Annotated in this window: 22 protein-coding genes; 11 read left to right on the top strand and 11 right to left on the bottom strand. The window is 60.8% G+C overall.

Features of this window, described 5'->3' with window-relative positions:
• Nucleotides 1-68 precede the first annotated feature (68 nt).
• Nucleotides 69-2,324 (bottom strand): catalase/peroxidase HPI, encoded by a 2,256-nt coding sequence (gene katG / locus MO767_RS10875; protein ID WP_282480468.1) that lies wholly within the window; start codon nt 2,322-2,324, stop codon nt 69-71.
• A 411-nt stretch (nt 2,325-2,735) separates the two neighbouring features.
• On the opposite strand from katG, the gene MO767_RS10870 reads away from it, so the two are divergent.
• From MO767_RS10870 to MO767_RS10860, 3 genes are all read left to right on the top strand, one after another.
• Nucleotides 2,736-3,242: a GNAT family N-acetyltransferase gene (locus MO767_RS10870; RefSeq protein ID WP_282480467.1), complete on the top strand. Its 507-nt coding sequence runs from the start codon at nt 2,736-2,738 to the stop codon at nt 3,240-3,242.
• A gap of 129 nt (nt 3,243-3,371) precedes the next feature.
• The gene (locus MO767_RS10865; RefSeq protein ID WP_282480466.1) at nt 3,372-4,592 is read left to right on the top strand and encodes a helix-turn-helix domain-containing protein; all 1,221 of its coding nucleotides are present in this window, start codon (nt 3,372-3,374) and stop codon (nt 4,590-4,592) included.
• A gap of 36 nt (nt 4,593-4,628) precedes the next feature.
• Complete coding sequence (locus MO767_RS10860) at nt 4,629-5,258, top strand: PQQ-binding-like beta-propeller repeat protein (RefSeq protein ID WP_282480465.1); 630 nt, start codon at nt 4,629-4,631, stop codon at nt 5,256-5,258.
• Between the two features lie 16 nt (nt 5,259-5,274).
• Here the strand turns inward: MO767_RS10860 and MO767_RS10855 are convergent, their stop codons facing one another.
• Complete coding sequence (locus MO767_RS10855; RefSeq protein WP_282480464.1) at nt 5,275-6,135, bottom strand: CAP domain-containing protein; 861 nt, start codon at nt 6,133-6,135, stop codon at nt 5,275-5,277.
• A gap of 173 nt (nt 6,136-6,308) precedes the next feature.
• On the opposite strand from MO767_RS10855, the gene MO767_RS10850 reads away from it, so the two are divergent.
• Entirely contained in the window at nt 6,309-6,716 is a 408-nt protein-coding gene (locus MO767_RS10850) for a hypothetical protein (RefSeq protein WP_282480463.1), read from the top strand.
• Here the strand turns inward: MO767_RS10850 and MO767_RS10845 are convergent.
• A complete protein-coding gene (locus tag MO767_RS10845) occupies nt 6,664-7,554 on the bottom strand; it encodes a DMT family transporter (RefSeq protein WP_282480462.1) in 891 nt (296 codons plus the stop codon). The genes MO767_RS10850 and MO767_RS10845 overlap by 53 nt on opposite strands.
• Before the next feature lie 83 nt (nt 7,555-7,637).
• Between MO767_RS10845 and MO767_RS10840 the strand changes: the two genes are divergently transcribed.
• From MO767_RS10840 to MO767_RS10830, 3 genes are all read left to right on the top strand, one after another.
• Nucleotides 7,638-8,969: a PLP-dependent aminotransferase family protein gene (locus tag MO767_RS10840; protein ID WP_282480461.1), complete on the top strand. Its 1,332-nt coding sequence runs from the start codon at nt 7,638-7,640 to the stop codon at nt 8,967-8,969.
• A 158-nt stretch (nt 8,970-9,127) separates the two neighbouring features.
• Nucleotides 9,128-9,544 (top strand): organic hydroperoxide resistance protein, encoded by a 417-nt coding sequence (locus MO767_RS10835; RefSeq protein ID WP_282480460.1) that lies wholly within the window; start codon nt 9,128-9,130, stop codon nt 9,542-9,544.
• 172 nt (nt 9,545-9,716) lie between these two features.
• Nucleotides 9,717-10,988 (top strand): epoxide hydrolase family protein, encoded by a 1,272-nt coding sequence (locus MO767_RS10830; RefSeq protein ID WP_282480459.1) that lies wholly within the window; start codon nt 9,717-9,719, stop codon nt 10,986-10,988.
• A 59-nt stretch (nt 10,989-11,047) separates the two neighbouring features.
• On the opposite strand, the gene MO767_RS10825 is transcribed toward MO767_RS10830, so the two are convergent.
• The gene (locus MO767_RS10825) at nt 11,048-11,836 is read right to left on the bottom strand and encodes an alpha/beta fold hydrolase (protein WP_282480458.1); all 789 of its coding nucleotides are present in this window, start codon (nt 11,834-11,836) and stop codon (nt 11,048-11,050) included.
• A 73-nt stretch (nt 11,837-11,909) separates the two neighbouring features.
• On the opposite strand from MO767_RS10825, the gene MO767_RS10820 reads away from it, so the two are divergent.
• A complete protein-coding gene (locus tag MO767_RS10820; RefSeq protein WP_282480457.1) occupies nt 11,910-12,854 on the top strand; it encodes an aldo/keto reductase in 945 nt (314 codons plus the stop codon).
• An 18-nt stretch (nt 12,855-12,872) separates the two neighbouring features.
• On the opposite strand, the gene MO767_RS10815 is transcribed toward MO767_RS10820, so the two are convergent.
• Nucleotides 12,873-13,553 carry a glutathione S-transferase family protein gene (locus tag MO767_RS10815; RefSeq protein WP_282480456.1) on the bottom strand — a complete coding sequence of 227 codons (681 nt, stop codon included), beginning with the start codon at nt 13,551-13,553 and terminating at the stop codon, nt 12,873-12,875.
• 147 nt (nt 13,554-13,700) lie between these two features.
• Here MO767_RS10815 and MO767_RS10810 point away from each other — a divergent pair, with 147 nt between their 5' ends.
• Complete coding sequence (locus MO767_RS10810; protein ID WP_178082689.1) at nt 13,701-14,072, top strand: nuclear transport factor 2 family protein; 372 nt, start codon at nt 13,701-13,703, stop codon at nt 14,070-14,072.
• 45 nt (nt 14,073-14,117) lie between these two features.
• Here MO767_RS10810 and MO767_RS10805 read toward each other — a convergent pair whose 3' ends face one another.
• A complete protein-coding gene (locus tag MO767_RS10805; RefSeq protein WP_282480455.1) occupies nt 14,118-15,509 on the bottom strand; it encodes an aldehyde dehydrogenase family protein in 1,392 nt (463 codons plus the stop codon).
• 100 nt (nt 15,510-15,609) lie between these two features.
• On the opposite strand from MO767_RS10805, the gene MO767_RS10800 reads away from it, so the two are divergent.
• Nucleotides 15,610-16,494: a LysR family transcriptional regulator gene (locus MO767_RS10800; RefSeq protein ID WP_282480454.1), complete on the top strand. Its 885-nt coding sequence runs from the start codon at nt 15,610-15,612 to the stop codon at nt 16,492-16,494.
• Between the two features lie 36 nt (nt 16,495-16,530).
• Here MO767_RS10800 and MO767_RS10795 read toward each other — a convergent pair whose 3' ends face one another.
• From MO767_RS10795 to MO767_RS10780, 4 genes are all read right to left on the bottom strand, one after another.
• The gene (locus MO767_RS10795) at nt 16,531-16,992 is read right to left on the bottom strand and encodes a MarR family transcriptional regulator (protein ID WP_282480453.1); all 462 of its coding nucleotides are present in this window, start codon (nt 16,990-16,992) and stop codon (nt 16,531-16,533) included.
• A 134-nt stretch (nt 16,993-17,126) separates the two neighbouring features.
• The gene (locus tag MO767_RS10790; RefSeq protein ID WP_056745304.1) at nt 17,127-17,567 is read right to left on the bottom strand and encodes an Ohr family peroxiredoxin; all 441 of its coding nucleotides are present in this window, start codon (nt 17,565-17,567) and stop codon (nt 17,127-17,129) included.
• A gap of 109 nt (nt 17,568-17,676) precedes the next feature.
• The gene (locus MO767_RS10785; RefSeq protein ID WP_282480452.1) at nt 17,677-18,129 is read right to left on the bottom strand and encodes an Ohr family peroxiredoxin; all 453 of its coding nucleotides are present in this window, start codon (nt 18,127-18,129) and stop codon (nt 17,677-17,679) included.
• 76 nt (nt 18,130-18,205) lie between these two features.
• The gene (locus tag MO767_RS10780) at nt 18,206-18,646 is read right to left on the bottom strand and encodes an Ohr family peroxiredoxin (RefSeq protein WP_282480451.1); all 441 of its coding nucleotides are present in this window, start codon (nt 18,644-18,646) and stop codon (nt 18,206-18,208) included.
• Nucleotides 18,647-18,883: 237 nt separating this feature from the next.
• Between MO767_RS10780 and MO767_RS10775 the strand changes: the two genes are divergently transcribed.
• Complete coding sequence (locus MO767_RS10775; protein WP_282480530.1) at nt 18,884-19,891, top strand: Ldh family oxidoreductase; 1,008 nt, start codon at nt 18,884-18,886, stop codon at nt 19,889-19,891.
• Nucleotides 19,892-20,031: 140 nt separating this feature from the next.
• Here the strand turns inward: MO767_RS10775 and MO767_RS10770 are convergent, their stop codons facing one another.
• Nucleotides 20,032-21,612 carry an aldehyde dehydrogenase (NADP(+)) gene (locus MO767_RS10770; protein ID WP_282480450.1) on the bottom strand — a complete coding sequence of 527 codons (1,581 nt, stop codon included), beginning with the start codon at nt 21,610-21,612 and terminating at the stop codon, nt 20,032-20,034.
• Nucleotides 21,613-21,634 lie beyond the last annotated feature (22 nt).

The following is a 21,634-nucleotide window of genomic DNA, read 5'->3' as shown; positions in this document are numbered from 1 at the left end:
CGTCAAGTGACAAAAAGCACAACGCCTCCACAGTGGGAGGCGTTGCAGTTTCAGCGATACCGCTCGTGTTACTTAACGTCGAAGCGATCCAGGTCCATCACTTTGGCCCAGGCGGCTACGAAGTCTTTAACGAACTTTTCCTGCGCATCAGCGGTTGCATAGACTTCCGCCAACGCTCGCAACTGCGCATTCGAGCCGAAGACGAGGTCGACGCGAGTGCCTGTCCACTTCACTTCGCCGGTTTTGCGATCGCGCCCTTCAAACTCCTCGTTAGCCTCCGACACCGGTTTCCATTCCACGCCCATATCCAGCAGGTTCTTGAAGAAGTCGTTGGTCAACGCCTCCGGCTGCTTGGTGAATACACCGTGCTTGGTTTGTCCGACGTTGGTGTTCAGCACGCGCATGCCGCCAATGAGCGCGGTCATTTCTGGCGCGGTGAGGCTCAGCAGTTGCGCCTTGTCGATCAACAGCTGCTCGGCCGCTACGCTGTATCTGCCTTTGAGGTAGTTGCGGAAGCCATCGGCGATGGGTTCGAGGAAGCCGAAAGACTCCACGTCCGTTTGCTCTTGGGAGGCGTCCATCCGTCCTGGTGTGAACGGTACCGTCACGGGTTGACCGGCATTTTTCGCCGCCTGTTCGACGCCCGCGTTACCGGCCAGCACGATCAGGTCTGCCAGCGAGATCTTCTTGCCGCTGCTGTTGAACTCGCTCTGGATACCCTCGAGTTTCGCCAGCACGCTCGCCAGTTGGTCAGGCTGGTTGGCCTGCCAGAACTTCTGCGGGGCCAGACGCAAACGCCCACCGTTGGCGCCGCCGCGTTTGTCGGAGCCCCGGAAAGTCGAAGCCGCCGCCCAAGCCGTTGATACCAGCTGCGAGACGGTCAGGCCCGAGGCCAGGAGTTTGCTCTTGAGTGCGGCGACATCACTGTCGTTGACCAAAGGATGGTCGACCTCTGGAATCGGATCTTGCCAAATCAGCTCTTCGCTCGGCATTTCCGGGCCGAGGTAACGGGAGAGGGGACCCATGTCGCGGTGGATCAGCTTGAACCAGGCGCGGGCGAACGCGTCGGCCAACTGGTCGGGATTGGCCAGGAAGCGCCGGGAAATCGGTTCGTAGATCGGGTCGAATCGCAGCGACAGGTCGGTGGTCAGCATGGTCGGATTACGACGTTTGGACGGGTCGTGGGCATCCGGAATGATGCCGGCACCGGCGTTGTTTTTCGGTATCCATTGGTTCGCACCGGCCGGGCTTTTACTCAGCTCCCACTCGAAGCCGAACAGATTTTCCAGATAGTTGTTGCTCCACCGGGTAGGCGTGGTGGTCCAGGTCACCTCCAGGCCGCTGGTGATGGTGTCCGGGCCTTTGCCGGTGCCGAAGCTGTTCTTCCAGCCAAAGCCCTGCGCTTCGAGGCCAGCGGCTTCGGGCTCGGCGCCGACATTGTCGGCAGGTCCGGCGCCGTGGGTCTTGCCGAAGGCGTGGCCGCCGGCGATCAGCGCCACGGTTTCTTCATCATTCATCGCCATGCGCGCGAAGGTTTCGCGGATGTCCTTCCCTGCAGCGACCGGGTCGGGGTTACCTTCCGGGCCTTCCGGGTTCACGTAGATCAGGCCCATTTGCACGGCGGCGAGCGGGTTCTCCAGGAAGCGCCCCTGGTCGGTGCGGCTCTCCTCATTTTCCCCCGGCTCAGCAACGAGTGGGCCTTCGCCGGGCTCTTGCATGGGCTCGTTTTTTTTGCCGTAGCGGGTGTCGCCGCCCAGCCACTTGTTTTCCGAGCCCCAGTAGACGTCTTCATCTGGTTCCCAAACGTCCGGACGACCGCCGGAAAAGCCGAAAGTCTTGAAGCCCATGGACTCCAGCGCGACGTTGCCGGTAAGGACGATCAGATCTGCCCAGGAAATTTTGCGGCCATATTTTTGCTTGATCGGCCAGAGCAGCCGGCGTGCCTTGTCGAGGCTGACGTTGTCTGGCCAACTGTTGAGCGGCGCGAAGCGTTGCTGGCCGGAACCGGCGCCACCACGACCGTCACCGGTGCGGTACGTACCGGCGGCGTGCCAGGCCATGCGAATGAAAAGTGGCCCGTAGTGACCGAAGTCCGCCGGCCACCAGTCCTGGGAATCGGTCATCAACGCAGTCAGGTCTCTTTTGACCGCTTCAAAGTCCAGGCTTTTGAAGGCTTCGGCGTAGTTGAAGTCCTCGTCCATGGGGTCGGACAGGGACGAGTGCTGATGGAGGATTTTCAGATTCAGTTGGTTCGGCCACCAGTCGCGGTTTGTCGTGCCACCGCCAGCGGCGCCAATGAACGGGCATTTCGATTCGTTTGACATGTGTGAGCTACCTTTGGTCGTATTCATCCGGCTATCCGGCCCAACGTGGGCGTTAAACAGCAACGGGCGAAACCAATGACACAGGCTGCAGGGCCAGCAGTTTGATCAACTGATTGTTTTGATCACAGGGGAATTCTGAACAGCGGCAATCGAGTTGCCTGCACGGTGGCCTACGGCAGGTTTAGTCAGGTTTCTGACCCATTCCTATCTCCTTATCAGCTCTTGACCGGCCAGCTTATGGTGCCGGCGCTCGAACAAGGTTAGACCCCAGTTGGGAAGTCAGCTAATAGGGGGAGTATTGGGTCGTGATAGGCTGAGTCTTTTACTAGTATCCGAGAAGGCTCCGCGTCTATTTGAAGCATAGACGCGGGAAAGCCGTTACTTACGCACATTCTTGGATGGATCCAAACCATGCACCTCACCTACCGTCCCGTCAGCGCTGAAGATGTCCTGACGATTTGCGACTTTCCCCAAAATCCCCAAGAGCTGTTTTTTATGTTCCCGAAGGCGCAGTACCCGCTGACGGTGGATCAACTGCAGGCATCGATTGCTCAACGTTCCGACTCAACGGTGGTTGAGGCGGACGGTTCTGTTATGGGCTTTGCTAACTTTTACAGGTTTGAGCGCGACGGCGTTTGCGCGATAGGCAATGTGATCGTGTCGCCCAAGGCTCGGGGGAAAGGGGTCGCGAAGTTTTTGCTGCAGACGATGGTGGGGCTCGCGTTTGAACGTCATCGGGCACGCGAGGTGCAGCTGTCGTGCTTCAACGAGAACACGGCGGGGTTGCTTCTGTATCCGCAGCTCGGGTTTGTGCCGTATGGGGTTGAGGAGCGGTTGGCGCCGGACGGGCGTCGTGTGGCGCTGATAAACATGCGGTTGCTCACCGAAGTCAAAAGCATGGGAATCCCATGTGCATAGATAATGCTTGTCCTGTCGTGCTGCGAAACAAGAGTTACGAGCGCTTCTGGAAGAGCCTGGTGGAGGATCGTGAATTAGACTAAACACCGGACGTCCAACGGTGGGAGTGACAACGGTGGCGGGACTCCGATGGACTCGCTGATCACGGCCGCAGCGCAGGCGCTGGCGGCGGGTGATCCGCTCGGCGCGCTGAACCGGGTCGCGTTGCGCGACGATGCGCCGGCGCTGGCGTTGCGCGGGATTGCGATGGCGCAACTCGGCGATCTGGTGCGAGCCAAGGCGCTGGTGCAGAGGGCGGCGCGGGCCTTCGGGCCGAAGGAGGTCTTGGCTCGAGCGCGCTGTGTGGTTGCCGAGGCCGAGATCGCGCTGGCCTCCCGGGAGTTGGGCTGGCCGGTGAAGGCACTCGAGTCGGCGCGGGTGACGCTTGAGGCGCACGGCGATCGAGTGAACGCCGCTCATGCGCGGTATTTGCAGATTCGGCGTTTGCTGCTGATCGGGCATCTCGAAGAGGCCGACGTGCTGCTCGCCGAGCTTGACCCTGCGCCATTGCCGCCGGCATTGCGTGCCGCCCACGAACTGGTCGTGGCCGGGATCGCGATGCGACGACTCGAGACGAACAAGGCGCGGTCTGCACTCACAAGAGCCGAGCACGCCGCGCGCGACGCCGATATTCCTGCGCTGACGGCCGAGGTGGAAAACGCTGCCCTTGTCCTGAACACGCCCGTCGCGCGTTTGATTGCCCATGGCGAAGAACGGCCGCTGTTGCTAGATGAGGTTGAAGCGTTGCTGGCGTCCACGTCGCTGGTCGTGGACGCCTGTCGCTACGTCGTGCGTGGCGCCGGCATGTCGGTTTCCCTCGCCACACGCCCGGTCTTGTTCGCCCTCGCACGGGCACTGGCCGAAGCGTGGCCGGGCGACGTGTCGAGGGAAACGCTGATTACCCAGGCCTTTCGTTTGAAGCACGCCGATGAGTCCCTTCGCGCGCGGTTGAGAGTCGAAGTCGGGCGACTGCGCGCGGCGCTGAAACCCTTGGCCGGCGTCACTGCAACCCAACGTGGTTTTGCGCTGGTGTCGCTGGTTGCCTCTGACGTCGTGGTGCTGGCGCAACACGTCGAAGAGAAGCACGCGGGGGTGTTCGCTTTCCTCGTCGACGGTGAGTCGTGGTCGAGCTCGGCCCTGGCACTGGCCCTCGGTGCCAGCCAGCGGACGGTGCAACGGGCACTCGAAGAACTGGCCCGCGCGGGCAAAGTGCAGTCGTTCGGTCGCGGCCGGGCACGTCGCTGGATGACCCCGCCGGTGCCGGGTTTCGCGACGACCTTGTTACTCCCGGTGCCGCTGCCGGGTGACTAGGATGAACGCCACACCCCCGTAACGAGGAATGCCAACATGAAACAGTCAGCAGCCAAAATCGTTCGTGAATATGGACCCTTTGCCGGTGTCGACAAGGTGCATGGCGTCACCTGGGACGGCCAGCACGTGTGGTTTGCCACCGGCGACAAACTCAACGCGCTGGACCCTGCGAGCGGCAAGACACTGCGTTCAATCGATGTCGCCGCCCATGCCGGAACCGCCTTCGACGGCCAGCACCTGTTCCAGATCGCCGAGGATCGCATCCAGAAAATTGACCCGGAGACCGGCCGTGTACTCGCGACTATTCCAGCGCCTGGCGGCAGTGACTCAGGGCTGACGTGGGCGGAAGGGACGCTGTGGGTCGGCGAGTATCGGGATCGCAAGATCCATCAGATCGATCCCGAGACCGGCGCGATTCTGCGCACCCTTGAATCCAACCGCTTTGTCACCGGGGTGACCTGGGTCGAGGGACAGCTGTGGCATGGCACCTGGGAAGAAGACGAGAGTGAGTTACGCCATATCGATTCGACCACCGGTGAGGTGCTGGAGAGTGTGAAACTGCCGGCCGGCGTCGGGGTGTCGGGGCTTGAATCGGACGGCGCCGAGCAGTTTTTCTGCGGCGGCGGTGGCAGTGGAAAGGTGAGGGCGGTGCGGCGCCCTAAATAAGGCGCCTCTCAATCACTTACTGCGCGCCAAACAACATCGTCCAATAAACCCCCTCATCACTGCGCGCGTCCGCCGCATAGGCCGCACCCACCTGGGTAAACACCGGGTTCATCAGGTTGGCGCAATGCCCGGGGCTGGCCAGCCAGCCCGACATGGCCTTGCTCGGTGAGCCCTGGCCGGCAGCGATGTTCTCGCCGATCTGCCGGCCACGGAAACCAGCTGCTCTGGCCCGGTCTGCGGGCATTTCACCGTCGGGGTCCTGGTGGGCGAAGTAGTTGCCGTAGGCCATCGCTTTGCTGTGTCCTTGCGCCGCAGCGCCCAAGGCTGCATTCCAGGCCAATGGCCGTGCGGCAGCGAAGCGCTGACGACCGCAGAGGCGCGACTTTGAGCGGGCCACATTGACCTGTGCCAGTAATGCTTTGCTGACGGCTCGCGAATCACCTATGCGACTGTCAAGCACAGGCTGCGCCAGCACCACCTGCCACTCACTCCGGGCGCGACTGACGCCAATGTCGGCATATTGGGTATCGAGCAACGCCCCGCAGTAATCGCTCTGGAGCATGTCGAAGGCCTCATCGGCATCCTGCGCACCGACCACACGAATAGTGCGCACGCTCACCGCCTGATAGCCGGACGCTTTCAATCGATCGCGCACACCGCCGCCATAGCCGATCGGCAAGGCCAGGTTCGATTTCAATGCCAGCGGCGATAACGCTCGACCCGCGCGCCCCGAGCAGCGATCGGGGTGAGCGCGGTAGTCGTTGATGGCTTCCACCAACTGCCTTTCGGCACCGGCATGGGCGGGGTTGGCGAACAGGGAAAACAGAGGAATGAAACAGAGCGAGGCAACGCGAACGGACAGGAGGGTTTGGCGCATGGATAGACAGCTCTGAGCGGGCAAGTGGGTTTCTTAGCTCCGCTAAGACTGGCGCTTCAACACATGGTTCACGGGCCAAATAGACATATTTGCGCTGGGCGCAGTGCGTCTGCCAAAGAGGACATGGAGGTGTCGTATGATGGGTTCTTTTTACCCGTCACAAGGATTCACCCATGCCGTTAAGCAAACGCGATCAGGCGCACATCGAGCGTCGTCTGATTGCCACCCTGACCGAGGCGTGTGAGACGGCCAAAGTGGAAATCGTCGGGTTCTGCTGGCTGACCCACGAGATCGATTACGACCTATTTCCCTCCAGTCTGCGGGTCATCTGGGTCTTCGATACGCAGGCCAATAAGGAACAGGCGCTGGCCAGTGGGCAGGGCGAGCGCATGGTCGAGTTGACCGCCAATGCGTTAAACGAAGCGGATGTTCCCGTCAGCCCGGTATCGGCCCATGTGCAGTTCGATTCTGAAGAAGAATGTCAGCGCACCCATGCCGGGAACTGGCAGCAACGCTTGTCGCGCCCGCTTACTTCGAAAACTTCCTCGCCCCGGCCACGCAAAGGATCACCGCGACGGTAACCCCCAGCATGCCGATGCTGACGTGCTCGTGAAGCAGCGTGGCCGCCAGCGCCAAGCCAAAAAACGGCTGCAGCAGTTGCAGCTGGCCGACGGCGGCAATCCCCCCTTGGGCCAGCCCTCGGTACCAGAATACGAAACCGATCAGCATGCTGAAGATCGATACGTACGCCAGGCTGAGCCACGCGGATGGGGTGATTCCCGAGAACGAAGCAGGGGCCATGAACCAGGTCAACGGGATCATAACGGGCAGCGACAGCAGCAATGCCCACGAGATGACCTGCCAGCCTCCCAGTGTTCTTGAAAGCTTTGCGCCTTCTGCATACCCCAGCCCGCAGGCGAGGATGGCCAGCAGCATGAGCATGTCGCCGGTCGGGGAAGCGGTCAGGCCTTGCGAGACGGCAAATCCCACGACCAACGCGCTGCCCAGTACCGAGAAGAACCAGAACACCGGCCGTGGACGCTCCCCGCCGCGCAGCACGCCGAACACCGCTGTAGCAAGCGGCAACAGGCCAACGAAGACGATGGAATGCGCCGACGTCACGTACTGCAGCGCCAGCGCCGTCAATAGCGGAAACCCTACTACAACGCCCATTGCCACGATCGCCAAGGGTAGAAGCTGACGCTTGGCGGGACGTTGTTCTTTAAACAGCACCAGCATGCAAAGCGCCAGGAGCCCGGCAATCGTCGCTCGGGCAACGGTCAGGAAAACCGGGTCGAATTCCAGCACGGCCAACCGTGTCGCCGGCAGCGAGCCGCTGAAAATCAGCACGCCGATAAATCCGTTGAGCCATCCGCTCGCGGTCTTTTCCGTCATTGGGTTTTGCAGGGTCCGTTCCATTTGAGGGCACTCTGAATTTGCAGAGATCCATCGTATGATCGACGATCACTACAATCAAAAAATTGTCATGGATACATCTCGACATGCCTCGCTCACGGTACAAGTCATTAGTGGATGCTTTTGCGGCTGACATCCGGTCAGGCCGATTGTTGCCGGGCACGCGCTTGCCGACGCATCGCCAACTGGCGGCAACCGAAGGGCTGGCGCTGGTGACCGCCAGTCGGGTCTACGCTGAGCTCGAAGCCATGGGTCTGGTCAGCGGCGAGACGGGGCGCGGCACGTTCGTGCGGGAGACGTCGTTGCCGCCGGGTTTGGGTATCGACCAGAAAAAAGTTGCCGTGGGCATGACCGACCTCAACTTCAACTATCCCTCGCTGCCAGGGCAGGCAGAACTCTTGCGAAATGCACTGCGCCAGCTCGCCTCCGGCGGTGATCTGGAATCCTTGTTGCGCTACCAGCCACACGCCGGGCGCCTGCATGAGCGCGCCTCGGTGGCGCGGCATTTGCTCGCCCGAGGGCTGACAGTGGATGCCGAGCAAGTGTTAATGGTCAGTGGTGCTCAGCATGGGCTGGCCGTGACGATGATGGCGCTGCTGCAACCCGGTGATGTGATAGCAGCGGATGCGCTGACCTATTCAGGATTCATCGTGCTGGCCGAAGCCTTGCACCTTGAAATCGTGCCCATTCCCGTGACCGAACAAGGGCCTGATCTGGAGGCGCTGGACAGTCTGTGCCGGAGTCGCCGCGTGCGGGCGGTGTACTCGATGCCGACGCTGCACAATCCGCTGGGATGGGTGATGAGTTCCGGTCAGCGCGATTCGCTGGTGACAATTGCGCGCAGGCATGACTTGCTCATCATCGAGGACGCCGCGTATGCCTTCCTTGCCGAGGATCCGCCTGCACCGATAGCGCAACTCGCACCCGAGCGAACCGTTTACGTTTCAGGGCTCTCCAAGAGTGTGGCCACTGGGCTGCGCGTAGGTTTCGTCGCCGCCCCGGCCGAAAAAGTGCCCGCGCTTGAGCGAACGATCAGGGCGACCACCTGGAATACCCCCGGCGTGCTGACGGCGATCGCGAGCACGTGGCTCGACGATGGCACCGTCATGCAACTGGAAGCTGAAAAACGTCAGGATGCGCAGGCCAGACAAACCATGGCCGTAGAAGTGCTGGCGGGCCTTCCGTGTATTCGCCACCCGGCGTCCTATTTTCTTTGGCTGCCTTTGTCTGAAGATGCAAGGGCTGATCAGATCGTCGCGGCGCTGCTGCGTGAAAAAGTGGCGGTTTCAACCGCTGAGCCTTTTGCGACTTCTGCTCATGTACCGCATGCGATTCGCTTGGCGCTGGGGTCGGCGGAGATGGGCGCACTGCGTGAGGCGCTGGAAAAAGTGAAGTGGGTGATTGGTGCTTATTCATAGTTCGAAGTCGCCCACCGCCATCTATATTGAAAGATCCAGTCCGCTGCAGGTGATGCAAGCGCCCTGACGGATGGCGAATTCATCGAGCAAAAAGGACTGGTCAATACGCTCACGGAGGGCAATCTTTTTAATCCAGCATTTTCAATCAGGAGATCATCATGACCCAGATCGAAAAAGTACTGTACACCGCCAAAGTCCACACCACGGGTGGGCGGGACGGCGCATCACGCAGTGATGATGGACGTCTCGAAGTCAAGCTTTCGTCCCCTGGCACCAAGGGCGACGGCACCAATCCGGAGCAGTTGTTCGCCACCGGGTGGTCAGCCTGCTTCATCGGTGCGATGCAGGTCGCTGCCGGCAAAATGAAGGTCACGCTCCCGCCTGACCTGGCCATTGACGCCGAAGTTGACCTGGGCACCAACACAGGCGGTTACCTTCTGCAGGCTCGCCTCAACATCAGCCTGCCAGGGATGGATCGCGAAACGGCCCGGGCGCTGGTGGATGAAGGGCACAAGCTGTGTCCGTATTCCAAAGCGACGCGGGGCAACATCAACGTCGAAATCAACCTGGTCTGAGCCGGACCGGTTACGCAATTTGGGCAAGGCATCGCAAGGGTGAAACTTAGGTTTCGCCCTTGCGATTTGGCTTACGTGCCCAATGCTTTCTCTGACCGGCTGGTAAAGCGTCTTCGGTGACCGATAAGCGCAAACTCATCACTCATCGTGACCCTCAACTGAGGTAATGAAGATGAAGCACCTATTCGCGGTCGCTTTAGCGACCCTCGCGCTTTGCGTCTCGGCCCTCGCCAGCGCCGCTCCCGCCGCCAATCCCCAGGCCATTCAACCCTTCCACGTCAATGTTGCGGACAAGGACCTCACCGATCTGCGCAACCGTATCGCCGCGACCCGCTGGCCGGACAAAGAGACGGTTTCCGATCGATCACAGGGCGCACAGCTGGAACAACTACAGGCGCTGGTTCGCTACTGGGGCACGGACTACGACTGGCGCAAGGCCGAGGCGCAGCTCAATAATCTGGCGCAGTACGTGACCACCCTCGACGGGGTCGAGATCCACTTTATCTGGGTGCGTTCCCCCCACCCGAACGCGCTGCCGATGATCATGACCCATGGTTGGCCAGGCTCGGTGTTCGAGTTCATCAAGGTCGTCGGTCCGCTCACCGATCCGCCCGCCCACGGGGGCAATGCGGCAGATGCCTTCGATGTGGTAATTCCGTCCATTCCTGGCTACGGCTTCTCCGGCAAACCGAGTGGTATCGGTTGGGATCCGGACCACATCGCGCGGGTCTGGGCCCAGCTGATGCAGCGCCTCGAGTACAGCCATTACGTGGCCCAGGGTGGCGACTGGGGCGCGCCCATTACCAGCGCGATGGCGCGCCAGGCGCCGGCCGGGTTGCGCGGCATTCACCTTAACCTGCCCGCCACGATACCGGCGGAAGCGAGCGCGGCGCTCGCTGTCGGCGGACCGGCACCGGAGGGATTTTCCGAGAAGGAACGCGCGACCTACGACGCCGTCGCCACGCTAGTCAAACAGGGAAACCTGGCGTACAGCACGATGATGGCCGCGCGGCCGCAGATGATCGGTTACGGCGCGACGGATTCACCGGCCTTCCTCGCCGCGCTCATGCTCGTGCATCCAGGCTTTGCCCGTTGGACATACGGCGCCGACCCCCAACAGTCGCCGACAAAGGATGAAGTGCTGGATGACATCACGCTCTACTGGCTGACGAATAGCGCCGCCTCGGCAGCCAGGCTCTATTGGGAAAATATGGGGCGAAGCCCTCTGTCTTCGGCCGCACAGAAGACCACCGAGATTTCGTTGCCGGTGGCCGTTACGGTGTTTCCAGAGGATGTCTACTGCCCGCCAGAAACATGGGCCCGGCGCGCCTATCGCAACCTGATCTACTTTCACCAGGCCGACAAGGGCGGCCACTTCGCGGCTTGGGAACAGCCACAACTTTTTACCGAGGAACTTCGCGCGGCGTTCCGATCGCTGCGCTAAGTCGCGAGACGCGCACTTCGCAGAAGCATTTGTCTTCTCGGCGTGGCGGGCACCGCCACTTACAAACCATCGCCCAACACCTTGAGGTACTCGGGGCTCTCGGATATTGAGTTGTGCCCCGTACCCGGTATGACCTTCAGCGACGCCACCCCATCGGCGAAATGCGTGAATAGCCGCTCGGTGCTGGAGCGCGGTATCACTTCGTCGTGCTCCGCTGCGATCAAGAGCGTCGGCACCGTGATGTGGGCGGCGTACTTCCAGGATTCAAAGGTGTCCTTGAGCAACCACTTCACGGGGAAGATGGGGAACTGCCGGGCGGCGAGTTCTTCAACACTGTTGTAAGGCGTGATCAGCACCAGACGCGCCGCCGGACGTTGGCTGGCGAGGCGCACGGCGACGCCCGAGCCCAGGCTGCGACCGACCACCGTAATGTGTGGATGGGTGGCGTAGACCAGGTCAAACAAGGTCATGGCGTCGCGCGAGATCATCTCCTCGGAGGGCGACCCGGAACTGCCACCGTAGCCTCGGTAGTGCAGCAAGTAGAGGGCGTGATCGGCAAAGGCTGCAGAAAACGAAGGCAGGCTCCGGGAGACGTCCTCGGCATTTCCACCGAAATAGATCAACGCGTTCGGCCCCTCGTGCGGCCTGACGGATACCAGCACCTGCGCGTCGTCGACGGACAGCGTGAGCAGCGTTTCCGAGGTGCCGACAGCGCGGGGTTGCGGGAAGTAGATGAGGGCGCGCTGGAACACAAACAGCGCAGCGCACAGCGCCAGATACACAACGGCGACGATGACGACTATTGACCCCAGGATTCGTGGCATTCGGCTAACTTTAGTGGGCGGCATTGACGGCTCTGGCCTGAAGACAGCTATCGCTTGATCGCTGTCAGAGTGTAGTAGACCGATCGCGGACAATTCCATGAGCCACACTGATGGGTACACGCGTCGAAAAATACTCACGCTGGCGGCCGGTGTTTCGGCGGTTTTCACCTTCGATCCGGCATTTGCAGCATCCACGCCGTCGACCGAAACAGGAGGCAAGAACATGCTGACCCGGGCCATTCCATCCAGCGCCGAACTCTTACCGATCGTTGGGCTGGGCACGTATCGCGGTTTTGATGTCGAGCCTTCAAGCCCCGCCTACAAGCAGCTGCCTGCTGTGCTGCGCGCGTTGTTCGAGAAGGGCGGGAAGGTGATCGACAGTTCGCCGATGTACGGTCGCGCCGAACTGACGACCGGTGAATTGCTGTCGATTCATGAACCGCGCTCGCCAGCCTTTCTGGCCACCAAGGTGTGGACCCGTGGCCGCGAAGAAGGCATCGCGCAGATGGAACAGTCCTTCAAACTGCTGCAGACCGACCAGATCGACCTGATGCAGATTCACAACTTGCTGGACTGGAAAACCCATTTGCCCACGCTGCGTAAATGGAAGGAAGAAGGGCGCATCCGCTACATCGGCATCACCCATTACACGGCGTCGGCGTATGACGAGGTGGAAGCGGTACTCAAGGCCGAACCGTTGGACTTTTTGCAGATCAACTATGCCCTGGACGATCGCGGCGTCGAGAAACGCATCCTGCCGCTGTGTCGCGAGCGAGGCGTGGCGGTGATCTGCAATCGGCCCTTCGGCGGCGGCGATTTGCTCGCCCGCTTGAAGGACAAACCGTTACCGCGCTGGGCTGCGGATGTGAGGGTCAATAGCTGGGCGCAACTGGCGCTCAAGTTCCTGTTGACGCATTCGGCGGTGACCTGCGTCATCCCCGGCACTGGCAACCCGCGTTACATGGCGGAAAACGCCGGTGCCGGTTTCGGTCCGATGCTGACGGGGGCGCAGCGCGAGCAGTTGATCGACGTGGTGGGGTAGGCGAGCTTTCGAGGCCTGTCAGGTGTTGTCCGGCGTCTGGCGAAACCGCTCCGGGATGGCCTCCGCAAACGGATAAAACGAAAACCAGGGCCTGGCTTCGTCGATGACCCGCTGGACGGACGGTCTGTTCATCAACCTTTCGAAATAGGCTTTCAAGTGACCGTAGTCGTTGGGAAACGGCTCGAGCGTACTGGCATAGAAAAGTGCCGGGGCCGCGGCGCAATCGGCCAGGCTGAAATCTGCACTGGCGAGCCAGATTCTGGAGGCCAATTGGTGGTCGAGCATGCCGTACGTCGTCTGCAGTGTGGAACGTTCTCTGCTCAAATCGCCGTGAGCGCCGCGTAGGCGATCAAGCACAATCTGTTGCAGCGGCGCCTGTAGATAGTGGTCGCAGACACGGTCCCACAGACGGACCTCCAGCGCGGTGTCCCAATCGCTGGGAACGAGTGGATGTTCACCGGCATAAAATCGGTCCAGGTATTCGATGATGATCGTGGTCTCTGCCACGTTGCGCTGGCCAGCGTGGTCGCGGATGACCGGGAACTTGCCGAGCGGCCACAGCGCTTGCAGTTCTGCTCTGTCTGCATCGTTGGCGAGATCGATGATCCGCTTCTCGAATTCGACAGCGTTTTCGTAGAGCGCGATGAGCACTTTGTGGCAGAACGACGACAGCGGATGGTAGTAAAGAGTCAGCGACATCTCTCAGCTCCTCGAAAGGCAAGTGACCCCCATCATCATAGTCGTCGTCCGGGACTGTTAAGTACGCGGTGCTAGACTTTCAGGGTGGGATGGATGATCGAACAACCTGATCCGGCGGTGCGATGGTGAGAACGCTGGAGGTATGACATGACGACTCAACTGCTGGCTAAAGAACACATCAACGTGGTGGTCCGCAATTATGTAGAAGGCATGGTGTTCGCTGATGAAGCCTTGCTGCGACAGGCCTTTCATCCTTCTTGCCGCATCATTGGCCATTACGAAGAAAAGCTTGAATGGGCATCCCTGGAGGAATTTATCAGCGCGATCAAGGCGGAGGGGCCGGCAGCCAAAGAGGTCAAACCGTTTTGGGAAGTACTCAGCGTCGATGTCACGGGCGATGCCGCCGCGGTAAAAGTTACTGATGAATATCTCGGCATGCGATTTACCGATTACCTGTCGCTACTAAACATCAATTACCGCTGGATGATTGTGAACAAGCTGTATTACCTGAACGAATAGCGCGTGAGCCCGGGAGCCAAAAAGCTCCCGGGCATCGTTATGCAATCAGCGCCGATCCAGCCACACCGTCTGGGCATTGCAGAATTCGCGCACGCCAAAATGCGAGAGCTCACGGCCAAACCCGCTTTTCTTCACGCCGCCGAAGGTGACACGCGGATCGGAGGCGCAATAACCATTGATGAACACACCACCGGTTTCCAATTCTCCGGCCATCTGTTCGGCAAGCTCGACGTTGCGTGTGTAAATGGTTGAGGCGAGGCCGAACTCACTGTCATTCGCCAGTTCCAGTGCATGCGCCGCATCGCGCGCCGTGATGATCGAGGCCACCGGGCCGAACAGCTCCTGTTTGAACGAGGTCATCTGGTCGGTGACATCACCGAAGACCGTGGGCTCATAAAAATTGCCAGGGCCTTCAGCCTTCTTGCCGCCCATCAGCAACGTCGCGCCTTCTTCCAGGGTGTCGCGCACCTGTTGATCCAGTTCATCACGCAGATCAAAGCGGGCCATCGGACCGATGTAGGTGTTGGCGGCCAGTGGATCACCGACCACCAGTTTTTGCGTGGCTTCGACGAACTTGCGCGTGAATTCCTCGACGATGCCTTGCTCGACGATGAAGCGTTTGGCCGCCGCGCAAACTTGCCCGGTGTTCTGATATCGGCCAATCACGGCGGCTTTGACCGCTTCGTCGAGATCGGCATCGTTGAGCACGATGAAGGGATCGGAGCCGCCCAGTTCCAGCACGCACTTCTTCAATGCCGCACCGGCTTGAGCGCCGATGGCCATACCGGCTCGCACGCTGCCGGTGAGGGTGACTGCCGCGATGCGTGGATCGGCGATTGCGGTGGAGACGCCGTCCGGCGTGACATTGATAACCTCGAAGACACCTTCGGGGAAGTCGGCTTGCTTGAAGGCCTCCCGCAACAGATAGGCACTGCCCATCACGTTGGGCGCATGTTTGAGCACGTAGGTGTTGCCGGCGATCAACGCTGGAACGGCGCCGCGCAGGACCTGCCAGATCGGGAAGTTCCACGGCATTACCGCGAGAATCGGGCCGAGCGGGCGATATTCAATGCGAGCCTTGCCGCCTTCAACCAGCGTCGGTTCAGCGCTCAACATCGCCGGGCCGTGTTCGGCGTACCACTCGCAGAGCTGCGCGCACTTTTCGATTTCGCCGCGCGCCTGAGTGATCGGCTTGCCCATTTCCAGGGTGATCATGTTCGCCATCGCGGCGGCGTTGTCGCGCAATGCCTGAGCCAAGGCGATCAACAACGGCGAGCGTTGATCAACCGGTTTGTTGCGCCAGACGCGAAACCCGGCAGCGGCGCGGGACAGGGCGGCATCCAGTACCGATGCGGATTCGAAAGGGTAGTGGCCGATCTGCTCGCCGGTGGCGGGATTGATCGAAATGGCATGGGTGAGGCTGGAGACTTGGGTCATGGCACCGTCCTGCGAGGTGGGGATGCGCTCAGGTTACGGTGGCGTTTGTTTTCTGGAAACTGAATAATACTGAGCATATCGTTCACGTTTGGAGAATGACTTGGATCTGGTTCAGCTGGAAATTTTCAAAGCCGTCGCCGAACACGGCAGCATCAGCGCGGCGGCTCAGCACATCCACCGGGTGCCGTCGAACCTGACGACGCGGATCAAACAGCTGGAGCTGGATCTGGGCGTGGACCTGTTTATCCGCGAGAAGAGCCGTTTGCGCTTGTCGCCGGCCGGCTGGAGTTTCCTCGACTATGCCCGGCGCATTCTCGACCTGGTTCAGGAGGCCCGCGCCACCGTGGCGGGCGAAGAACCGCAGGGTTCGTTTCCGCTGGGGTCACTGGAGAGTACCGCTGCGGTGCGTATCCCTGAGCTGCTGGCCGCGTACAACCAGAAGCACTCCAAGGTTGAGCTGGATCTGTCCACCGGACCTTCGGGGACCATGATCGACGGGGTGTTATCGGGACGATTGGCGGCAGCGTTTGTCGATGGACCGGTGCTGCACCCGGCACTGGAAGGCGTGCCGGCGTTTGAGGAAGAGATGGTGGTGATCGCGCCGCTCAACCATTCCCCCATCCATCGTGCGCGGGATGTTAATGGCGAAAACATCTATGCCTTCCGCTCCAATTGCTCCTACCGCCATCACTTTGAAAGCTGGTTCGCCAAGGACGCGGCGGTGCCCGGCAAGATTTTTGAAATGGAGTCCTATCACGGCATGCTGGCGTGCGTCAGCGCCGGTGCAGGCCTGGCGCTGATGCCCCGCAGCATGCTCAACAGCATGCCCGGATGCACCACTGTGAGCGTCTGGCCGTTATCGGAATCGTTCCGCTATTTGCGCACCTGGCTGGTGTGGCGCCGGGGCACGGTGTCGCAAAGTCTGACCATGTTTGTGCGCTTGCTGGAGGAGCGCGGGGTGGTGCGGGATGAGGCGGTGCGCTAGTTCGCGCACGAAAATGTCCAGATCGACTGGCCGGGCTCATTCCCCGGCTTTCGTCGACTTGATCAGATTGCCGCGCAACTTCACGATCGCCTTCTGCATGGTCGTGAATTCGTCGAGCGTCAGGCCCGTCGCGTCGGCGAGGCCCATTTCCGGCTGGCTTTCGCGCAACTGTCGACCGTTCTTCGTCAGGCTGATCCGTACCTGGCGCTCGTCCTCGGGGTCGCGCTGCCTTTGCAAAAAGCCCATCGCTTCCAGCTTCTTCAGGATCGGGGTCAGGGTGTTCGATTCCAGAAACAGCTTTTCGCCCAGGCTGCCGACGGTCTGATTGTCTTCCTCCCACAGCGCGACGATGGTGATGTATTGCGTATAGGTCAGCCCAAGCTGTTCGAGTATCGGCTTGTAAGCCTTGCCGAAGGCCAGGTTGGTGGAATAGACGGCAAAACACAGGAATTCGGAAAGCTTCAGGTTGTCGGGGGCGGCGTTGTCGGTGGATTTCATGTGCATCCTCGTTGGCCAAAGACGGATGGCTCGCAAAAAAGTGAAATATACCTCGTATGCGATTGTGTCGGAACGACTCTAACTGACGGTGGCGACCGGTTCGACGGCGAAAGTCGAACCGGTCGTACGGTGCATCATGCGGTCAGGGCGTTGATGACCACGTCGATATTGCCTCGCGTCGCCTTCGAGTACGGGCAGATTTGGTCTGCGGCATGCGCCAGCTCCGTCGCGACGTCTTGCGTCAAGCCTGGCACGCGAAGAGTCAGCCGGGCCTGGAGGAAGTAGGCCGGACCGGTTTGGCCCAGATCGACTTCAATATCAATGGCCAGATTGGGCGGCAGTGTCACCTTCATGTTTTTCGCTGCCAGCTCGACGGCAGCGGTGTAGCAGGCCGACCATGCGCCGGCGAAAAACTGCTCTGCCGTTGGGTGCGGCACAATGGCTGCGAACTCGTGTGCCAGTCTAGGGTTTCCAGGCGACGAGAGCTGGATGGAGAGGCCGCGGGAAGAGTTGTCACCGTCGCTGAAGGTCGTGTGGGTTTTGCCTGTGGCCAGGACTTTTTCGATCTTGTTCATGGTTGAGTCCTCAACGTTTTGTTGGGTCTGTGATTCGTATGCGCTTAAAGCGCATACGATATAAATGGCGTATCGACCATTCCAATCGATAGCAACGCCGCGCGGTGCGTCAAGCCGTGAGGACGTTCAGGGCCACGTCAATGTTACCCCGCGTCGCTTTCGAGTACGGGCAGATTTGATCGGCGGTGTGTGCCAGTGTCGTTGCGATATCGTGCGACAAACCCGGTACACGCAGGGTCAATCGAGCCTGAAGGAAGTAGGCCGGACCGGTCTGACCCAGATCGACTTCGATATCGACGGACAGATCCGACGGCAGCACCACGTTCATCTCACCGGCCACCAGCCCGACGGCGGCGGTGTAGCAGGCCGACCAGGCGCCGGCGAACAATTGCTCGGCAGTCGGGTGCGGCTGGGTGGCGGCGAACACGTGGGCGGGCTTGGCATTTCCAGGCGTCGACAGGGTGATGTCGAGGCTGCCGTCATGGCCGCGCGAGGTAGTGCCAGTGTTGCTGACGGTGGTGTGGGTTTTGCCGGTGACCAGTACTTTTTCGATCTTGCTCATGATGATTTCCTAAGTTTCTACTGTTTTCGTATGCGCTTATATCGCATACGATATAATTAATGGATTAAAGCGATCTTCACGCCGTCAGGACGTTCACCGCTACGTCGATGTTGCCCAGCGTCGCTTTCGAGTAAGGGCAGAGTTCGTGTGCGGCGTGCGCCAGCGCTGTTGCGACGTCGTGTGCCACGCCCGGCAAGCGGACAAAGAATCGAGCCTGAAGGAAGTAAGCCTGACCGGTCTGGCCCAGGTCGACCTCGATGTCGACGGACACATCGGCTGGCAGCACCACTTTTTTCGCCTTGGCTATGTGTTCGATGGCGGAGATGTAGCAGGCCGACCATGCACCGGCGAACAGTTGCTCGGCGGTCGGGTGCGCTTGGGTGGCTTCGAACACATGGGCCGGCTTTGCGTCACCTGGCGACGACAGGGTGATGTCGAGGTTGCCGTGGGCACGGGTCGCGTCGCTGAACGTGGTGTGGGTTTTGCCGGTGACCAGTACTTTTTCGATCTTGCTCATGGAATGAATCCTCAACGTTTCAATAGGTGGTATTTATCTGTCGTATACGTTCGTATCGTATGCGATTTAAATAATATTCGCGCAGAGCTCAATCGGTGTCAAGAGGTGGTATGAGGTCCAGCCGACGAATGGTCGGGTTGCGGTGGTATGCCGAATTCGTCGTCGACCGAGCCTAAAGCGATCAAGCCGTGGTGTCTGGAATGGGCCAGTCTGGGCGGTCTGTCCAAGGAGTTGATGATGAAACGACTGTCCCTGGCCGAAGCTCGCGAGCTGGCCGAATCGATCTTGCTGCATAACGGTTTCAACCTTGCCCACGCTCAGGCGGTTGCCGCCACGGTGATTGCCGGCGAGCGCGATGGCTGCGCTTCCCACGGTTTGTATCGGGTATTGGGGTGCGTGAATTCGCTCAGGGCCGGCAAGGTGGTGGCCGATGCCGAGCCACGGGTGATCGACCAGGCCCCCTCGATCGTGCGGGTCGATGCGGCGGGTGGTTTCTCCCAGTTGGCGTTCCAGGCGGGTCTGCCATTACTGGAGGAGAAAACCCGGGCAAACGGGATTGCGGCCTTGGCGATCAATCGCTGTGTGCATTTTTCCGCGCTGTGGGTCGAGATCGAGCAACTGACCGGTGCCGGCCTGGTGGCGCTGGCGTGTAATCCCAGCCATGCCTGGGTCGCGCCGGCGGGGGGCAGTCAACCGGTGTTCGGCACCAATCCCATTGCGTTTGGCTGGCCGCGTTCGGGCAAGGATCCGTTTGTGTTCGACTTCGCCACCAGTGCGATTGCCCGTGGCGAGATCGAGTTGCACAGGCGTGCCGGCAAAGCGATCCCCGAAGGCTGGGGCGTCGATGCAGACGGGCAACCGAGCACCGATGCGAACGTGGTACTCGATGCCGGCGCGATGCTGACGTTCGGTGGGCACAAGGGCTCGGCGCTGGCCGCCATGGTGGAGTTGATCGCCGGGCCGTTGATTGGTGACCTGACCAGTGCCGAATCGTTGGCGTACGACGCGGGCAGCAAGTCGTCGCCGTACCACGGCGAGCTGATCATCGCCCTCGATCCGCGACGCTTTCTCGGCGAGGCCACTGAGCAGCACCTGGCCCGTGCCGAAGTCATGTTCCAAAGCATACAAGGGCAGGGCGCACGCTTGCCGTCGCAACGACGTTATGAGGCGCGAGCACGCAGTTTGGTGGAGGGCGTGCAGATACCCGAAGCCTTATACAACGACTTGAAGGCACTGCTGGGCTGAGTGAAAGCCGGACCTGTGGGAGCTTGCTCGCGATGGCGTCACGTCAGTCAACGAAGATGTTGAATCTGATGGCCTCATCGTCGGAACGCCGCCCGGAGCAAGCTCGCTCCCATAGGATTTCGCTGCACATTTGAGTGTTTTTAAATCGGTTCGCGATGACTGTTGCCGTCGACCAGACGGGCGATGCCCAGTGGATTGGCGTTTTTCAGCGCCTCGGGCAAGAGTACATCCGGGCAGTTCTGGTAACACACCGGACGCAGAAAACGCTCGATGGCCAGGCTGCCGACCGAGGTGCCACGGGCATCGGAGGTGGCCGGGTAGGGCCCGCCATGCACCATCGCATCACAGACTTCGACGCCGGTCGGGTAGCCGTTGAACAGTACCCGGCCGACTTTCTGTTCAAGCAGCGGCAACAGTTCGCTATGGGTTTGCAGGTCCCCGGCTTCGGCAATCAGGGTGGCCGTAAGTTGACCGTGCAAACTCTGCAACGCCCGTTGCAGTTCGGCCTTGTCGGCCACTTCTACCAGCACCGTGGTCGGGCCGAAGACTTCTTCCTGCAGCAGCGGGTCGCCGTTGAGCAGCACGCTCACGTCTGCCTTGAACAGCTGCGGTTGGGCCTGCTTGCCCTGTTGTTCGCGACCGGCCAGGTGGGTGATGTGCGGATGCACCCGCAGCGCCTGCACGCCCTTGGCGTAGCTGGTTAACGTGCCGGCGTTGAGCATGGTTTGCCCCGGCTGGTCGGCCATTACCGCGCTGAGCGATTCAATAAATGCGCTGAATTCAGGGGCGCGAATGCCGATCACCAATCCGGGGTTGGTGCAGAACTGGCCGCAGCCGAGCACCACTGACGCGGCGAGTTCACTGGCGATTTTTTCGCCGCGACGTTGCAGGGCTTCGGGCAGTACCAGCACCGGATTGATGCTGCTCATTTCGGCGAACACCGGAATCGGCTGAGGCCGTGCGGCAGCCATGTCGCAGAGGGCGCGACCGCCCTTGAGCGAGCCGGTGAAGCCGACCGCCTGGATCGCCGGATGCTTGACCAACGCTTCGCCGACACCCGCGCCGTAGATCATGTTGAACACACCCTCGGGCATGCCAGTTTGCTCGGCGGCGCGGATGATTGCATCGGCCACGAGTTCGGCAGTCGCCATATGCCCACTGTGGGCCTTGAACACCACCGGGCAACCGGCGGCCAGGGCAGCAGCGGTGTCGCCACCGGCGGTGGAGAGCGCCAGCGGGAAATTGCTCGCACCGAACACCGCGACCGGGCCGACGCCGATCCGGTACTGGCGCAAATCCACACGTGGCAGCGGCTGACGCTCGGGCAAGGCGCGGTCGATGCGCGCGCCATAGAAATCGCCACGGCGCAGGACCTGAGCGAACAGCCGCATTTGGCCGCTGGTGCGACCGCGCTCACCCTGAATGCGCCCGGTCGGCAGCGCCGTCTCGCGGGTGACCAGGGCAACGAACTCATCATCCAGGGCATCCAGTTGCGCGGCGATGGCCTCGAGAAACTCCGCACGCCGGCTCGCCGGCAAGTTGCGAAAGGCCGGGTAGGCGGCAGCCGCTGCCTGGGCAGCGGCGTCGACTTCCTCGATGGTGGCTTGCATGAACGAGTAGGGCAGCGCTTCACCGGTGCTGGCGTCATGGCTTTGCACGGTGATGTTGCCGGCGGCACTGCGAGCACCGCCGATGTAGTTGTGGCCGATGATGTGGGGCATGAAAAACTCCTGTCAGGAAGGT

The sequence above is a fragment of the Pseudomonas sp. UYIF39 genome, from assembly GCF_029963765.1.
Classification (GTDB): domain Bacteria; phylum Pseudomonadota; class Gammaproteobacteria; order Pseudomonadales; family Pseudomonadaceae; genus Aquipseudomonas.
The sequence above is the reverse complement of the archived record's forward strand: the minus strand, read 5'-3'. Positions and strand labels throughout refer to the sequence as shown.

Excerpts from the sequence above, each read along its gene's own strand:
- MO767_RS10870 (WP_282480467.1), top strand. The coding sequence starts at position 2,736 with ATGCACCTCACCTACCGTCCCGTCAGCGCTGAAGATGTCCTGACGATT.
- MO767_RS10845 (WP_282480462.1), bottom strand. The coding sequence starts at position 7,554 with ATGGAACGGACCCTGCAAAACCCAATGACGGAAAAGACCGCGAGCGGA.
- MO767_RS10855 (WP_282480464.1), bottom strand. The coding sequence starts at position 6,135 with ATGCGCCAAACCCTCCTGTCCGTTCGCGTTGCCTCGCTCTGTTTCATT.
- MO767_RS10825 (WP_282480458.1), bottom strand. The coding sequence starts at position 11,836 with ATGCCGCCCACTAAAGTTAGCCGAATGCCACGAATCCTGGGGTCAATA.
- MO767_RS10785 (WP_282480452.1), bottom strand. The coding sequence starts at position 18,129 with ATGAGCAAGATCGAAAAAGTACTGGTCACCGGCAAAACCCACACCACC.
- MO767_RS10795 (WP_282480453.1), bottom strand. The coding sequence starts at position 16,992 with ATGAAATCCACCGACAACGCCGCCCCCGACAACCTGAAGCTTTCCGAA.
- katG (WP_282480468.1), bottom strand. The coding sequence starts at position 2,324 with ATGTCAAACGAATCGAAATGCCCGTTCATTGGCGCCGCTGGCGGTGGC.
- MO767_RS10775 (WP_282480530.1), top strand. The coding sequence starts at position 18,884 with ATGAAACGACTGTCCCTGGCCGAAGCTCGCGAGCTGGCCGAATCGATC.
- MO767_RS10835 (WP_282480460.1), top strand. The coding sequence starts at position 9,128 with ATGACCCAGATCGAAAAAGTACTGTACACCGCCAAAGTCCACACCACG.
- MO767_RS10820 (WP_282480457.1), top strand. The coding sequence starts at position 11,910 with ATGAGCCACACTGATGGGTACACGCGTCGAAAAATACTCACGCTGGCG.
- MO767_RS10850 (WP_282480463.1), top strand. The coding sequence starts at position 6,309 with ATGCCGTTAAGCAAACGCGATCAGGCGCACATCGAGCGTCGTCTGATT.
- MO767_RS10840 (WP_282480461.1), top strand. The coding sequence starts at position 7,638 with ATGCCTCGCTCACGGTACAAGTCATTAGTGGATGCTTTTGCGGCTGAC.
- MO767_RS10790 (WP_056745304.1), bottom strand. The coding sequence starts at position 17,567 with ATGAACAAGATCGAAAAAGTCCTGGCCACAGGCAAAACCCACACGACC.
- MO767_RS10830 (WP_282480459.1), top strand. The coding sequence starts at position 9,717 with ATGAAGCACCTATTCGCGGTCGCTTTAGCGACCCTCGCGCTTTGCGTC.
- MO767_RS10860 (WP_282480465.1), top strand. The coding sequence starts at position 4,629 with ATGAAACAGTCAGCAGCCAAAATCGTTCGTGAATATGGACCCTTTGCC.
- MO767_RS10865 (WP_282480466.1), top strand. The coding sequence starts at position 3,372 with ATGGACTCGCTGATCACGGCCGCAGCGCAGGCGCTGGCGGCGGGTGAT.
- MO767_RS10780 (WP_282480451.1), bottom strand. The coding sequence starts at position 18,646 with ATGAGCAAGATCGAAAAAGTACTGGTCACCGGCAAAACCCACACCACG.
- MO767_RS10810 (WP_178082689.1), top strand. The coding sequence starts at position 13,701 with ATGACGACTCAACTGCTGGCTAAAGAACACATCAACGTGGTGGTCCGC.
- MO767_RS10770 (WP_282480450.1), bottom strand. The coding sequence starts at position 21,612 with ATGCCCCACATCATCGGCCACAACTACATCGGCGGTGCTCGCAGTGCC.
- MO767_RS10805 (WP_282480455.1), bottom strand. The coding sequence starts at position 15,509 with ATGACCCAAGTCTCCAGCCTCACCCATGCCATTTCGATCAATCCCGCC.
- MO767_RS10815 (WP_282480456.1), bottom strand. The coding sequence starts at position 13,553 with ATGTCGCTGACTCTTTACTACCATCCGCTGTCGTCGTTCTGCCACAAA.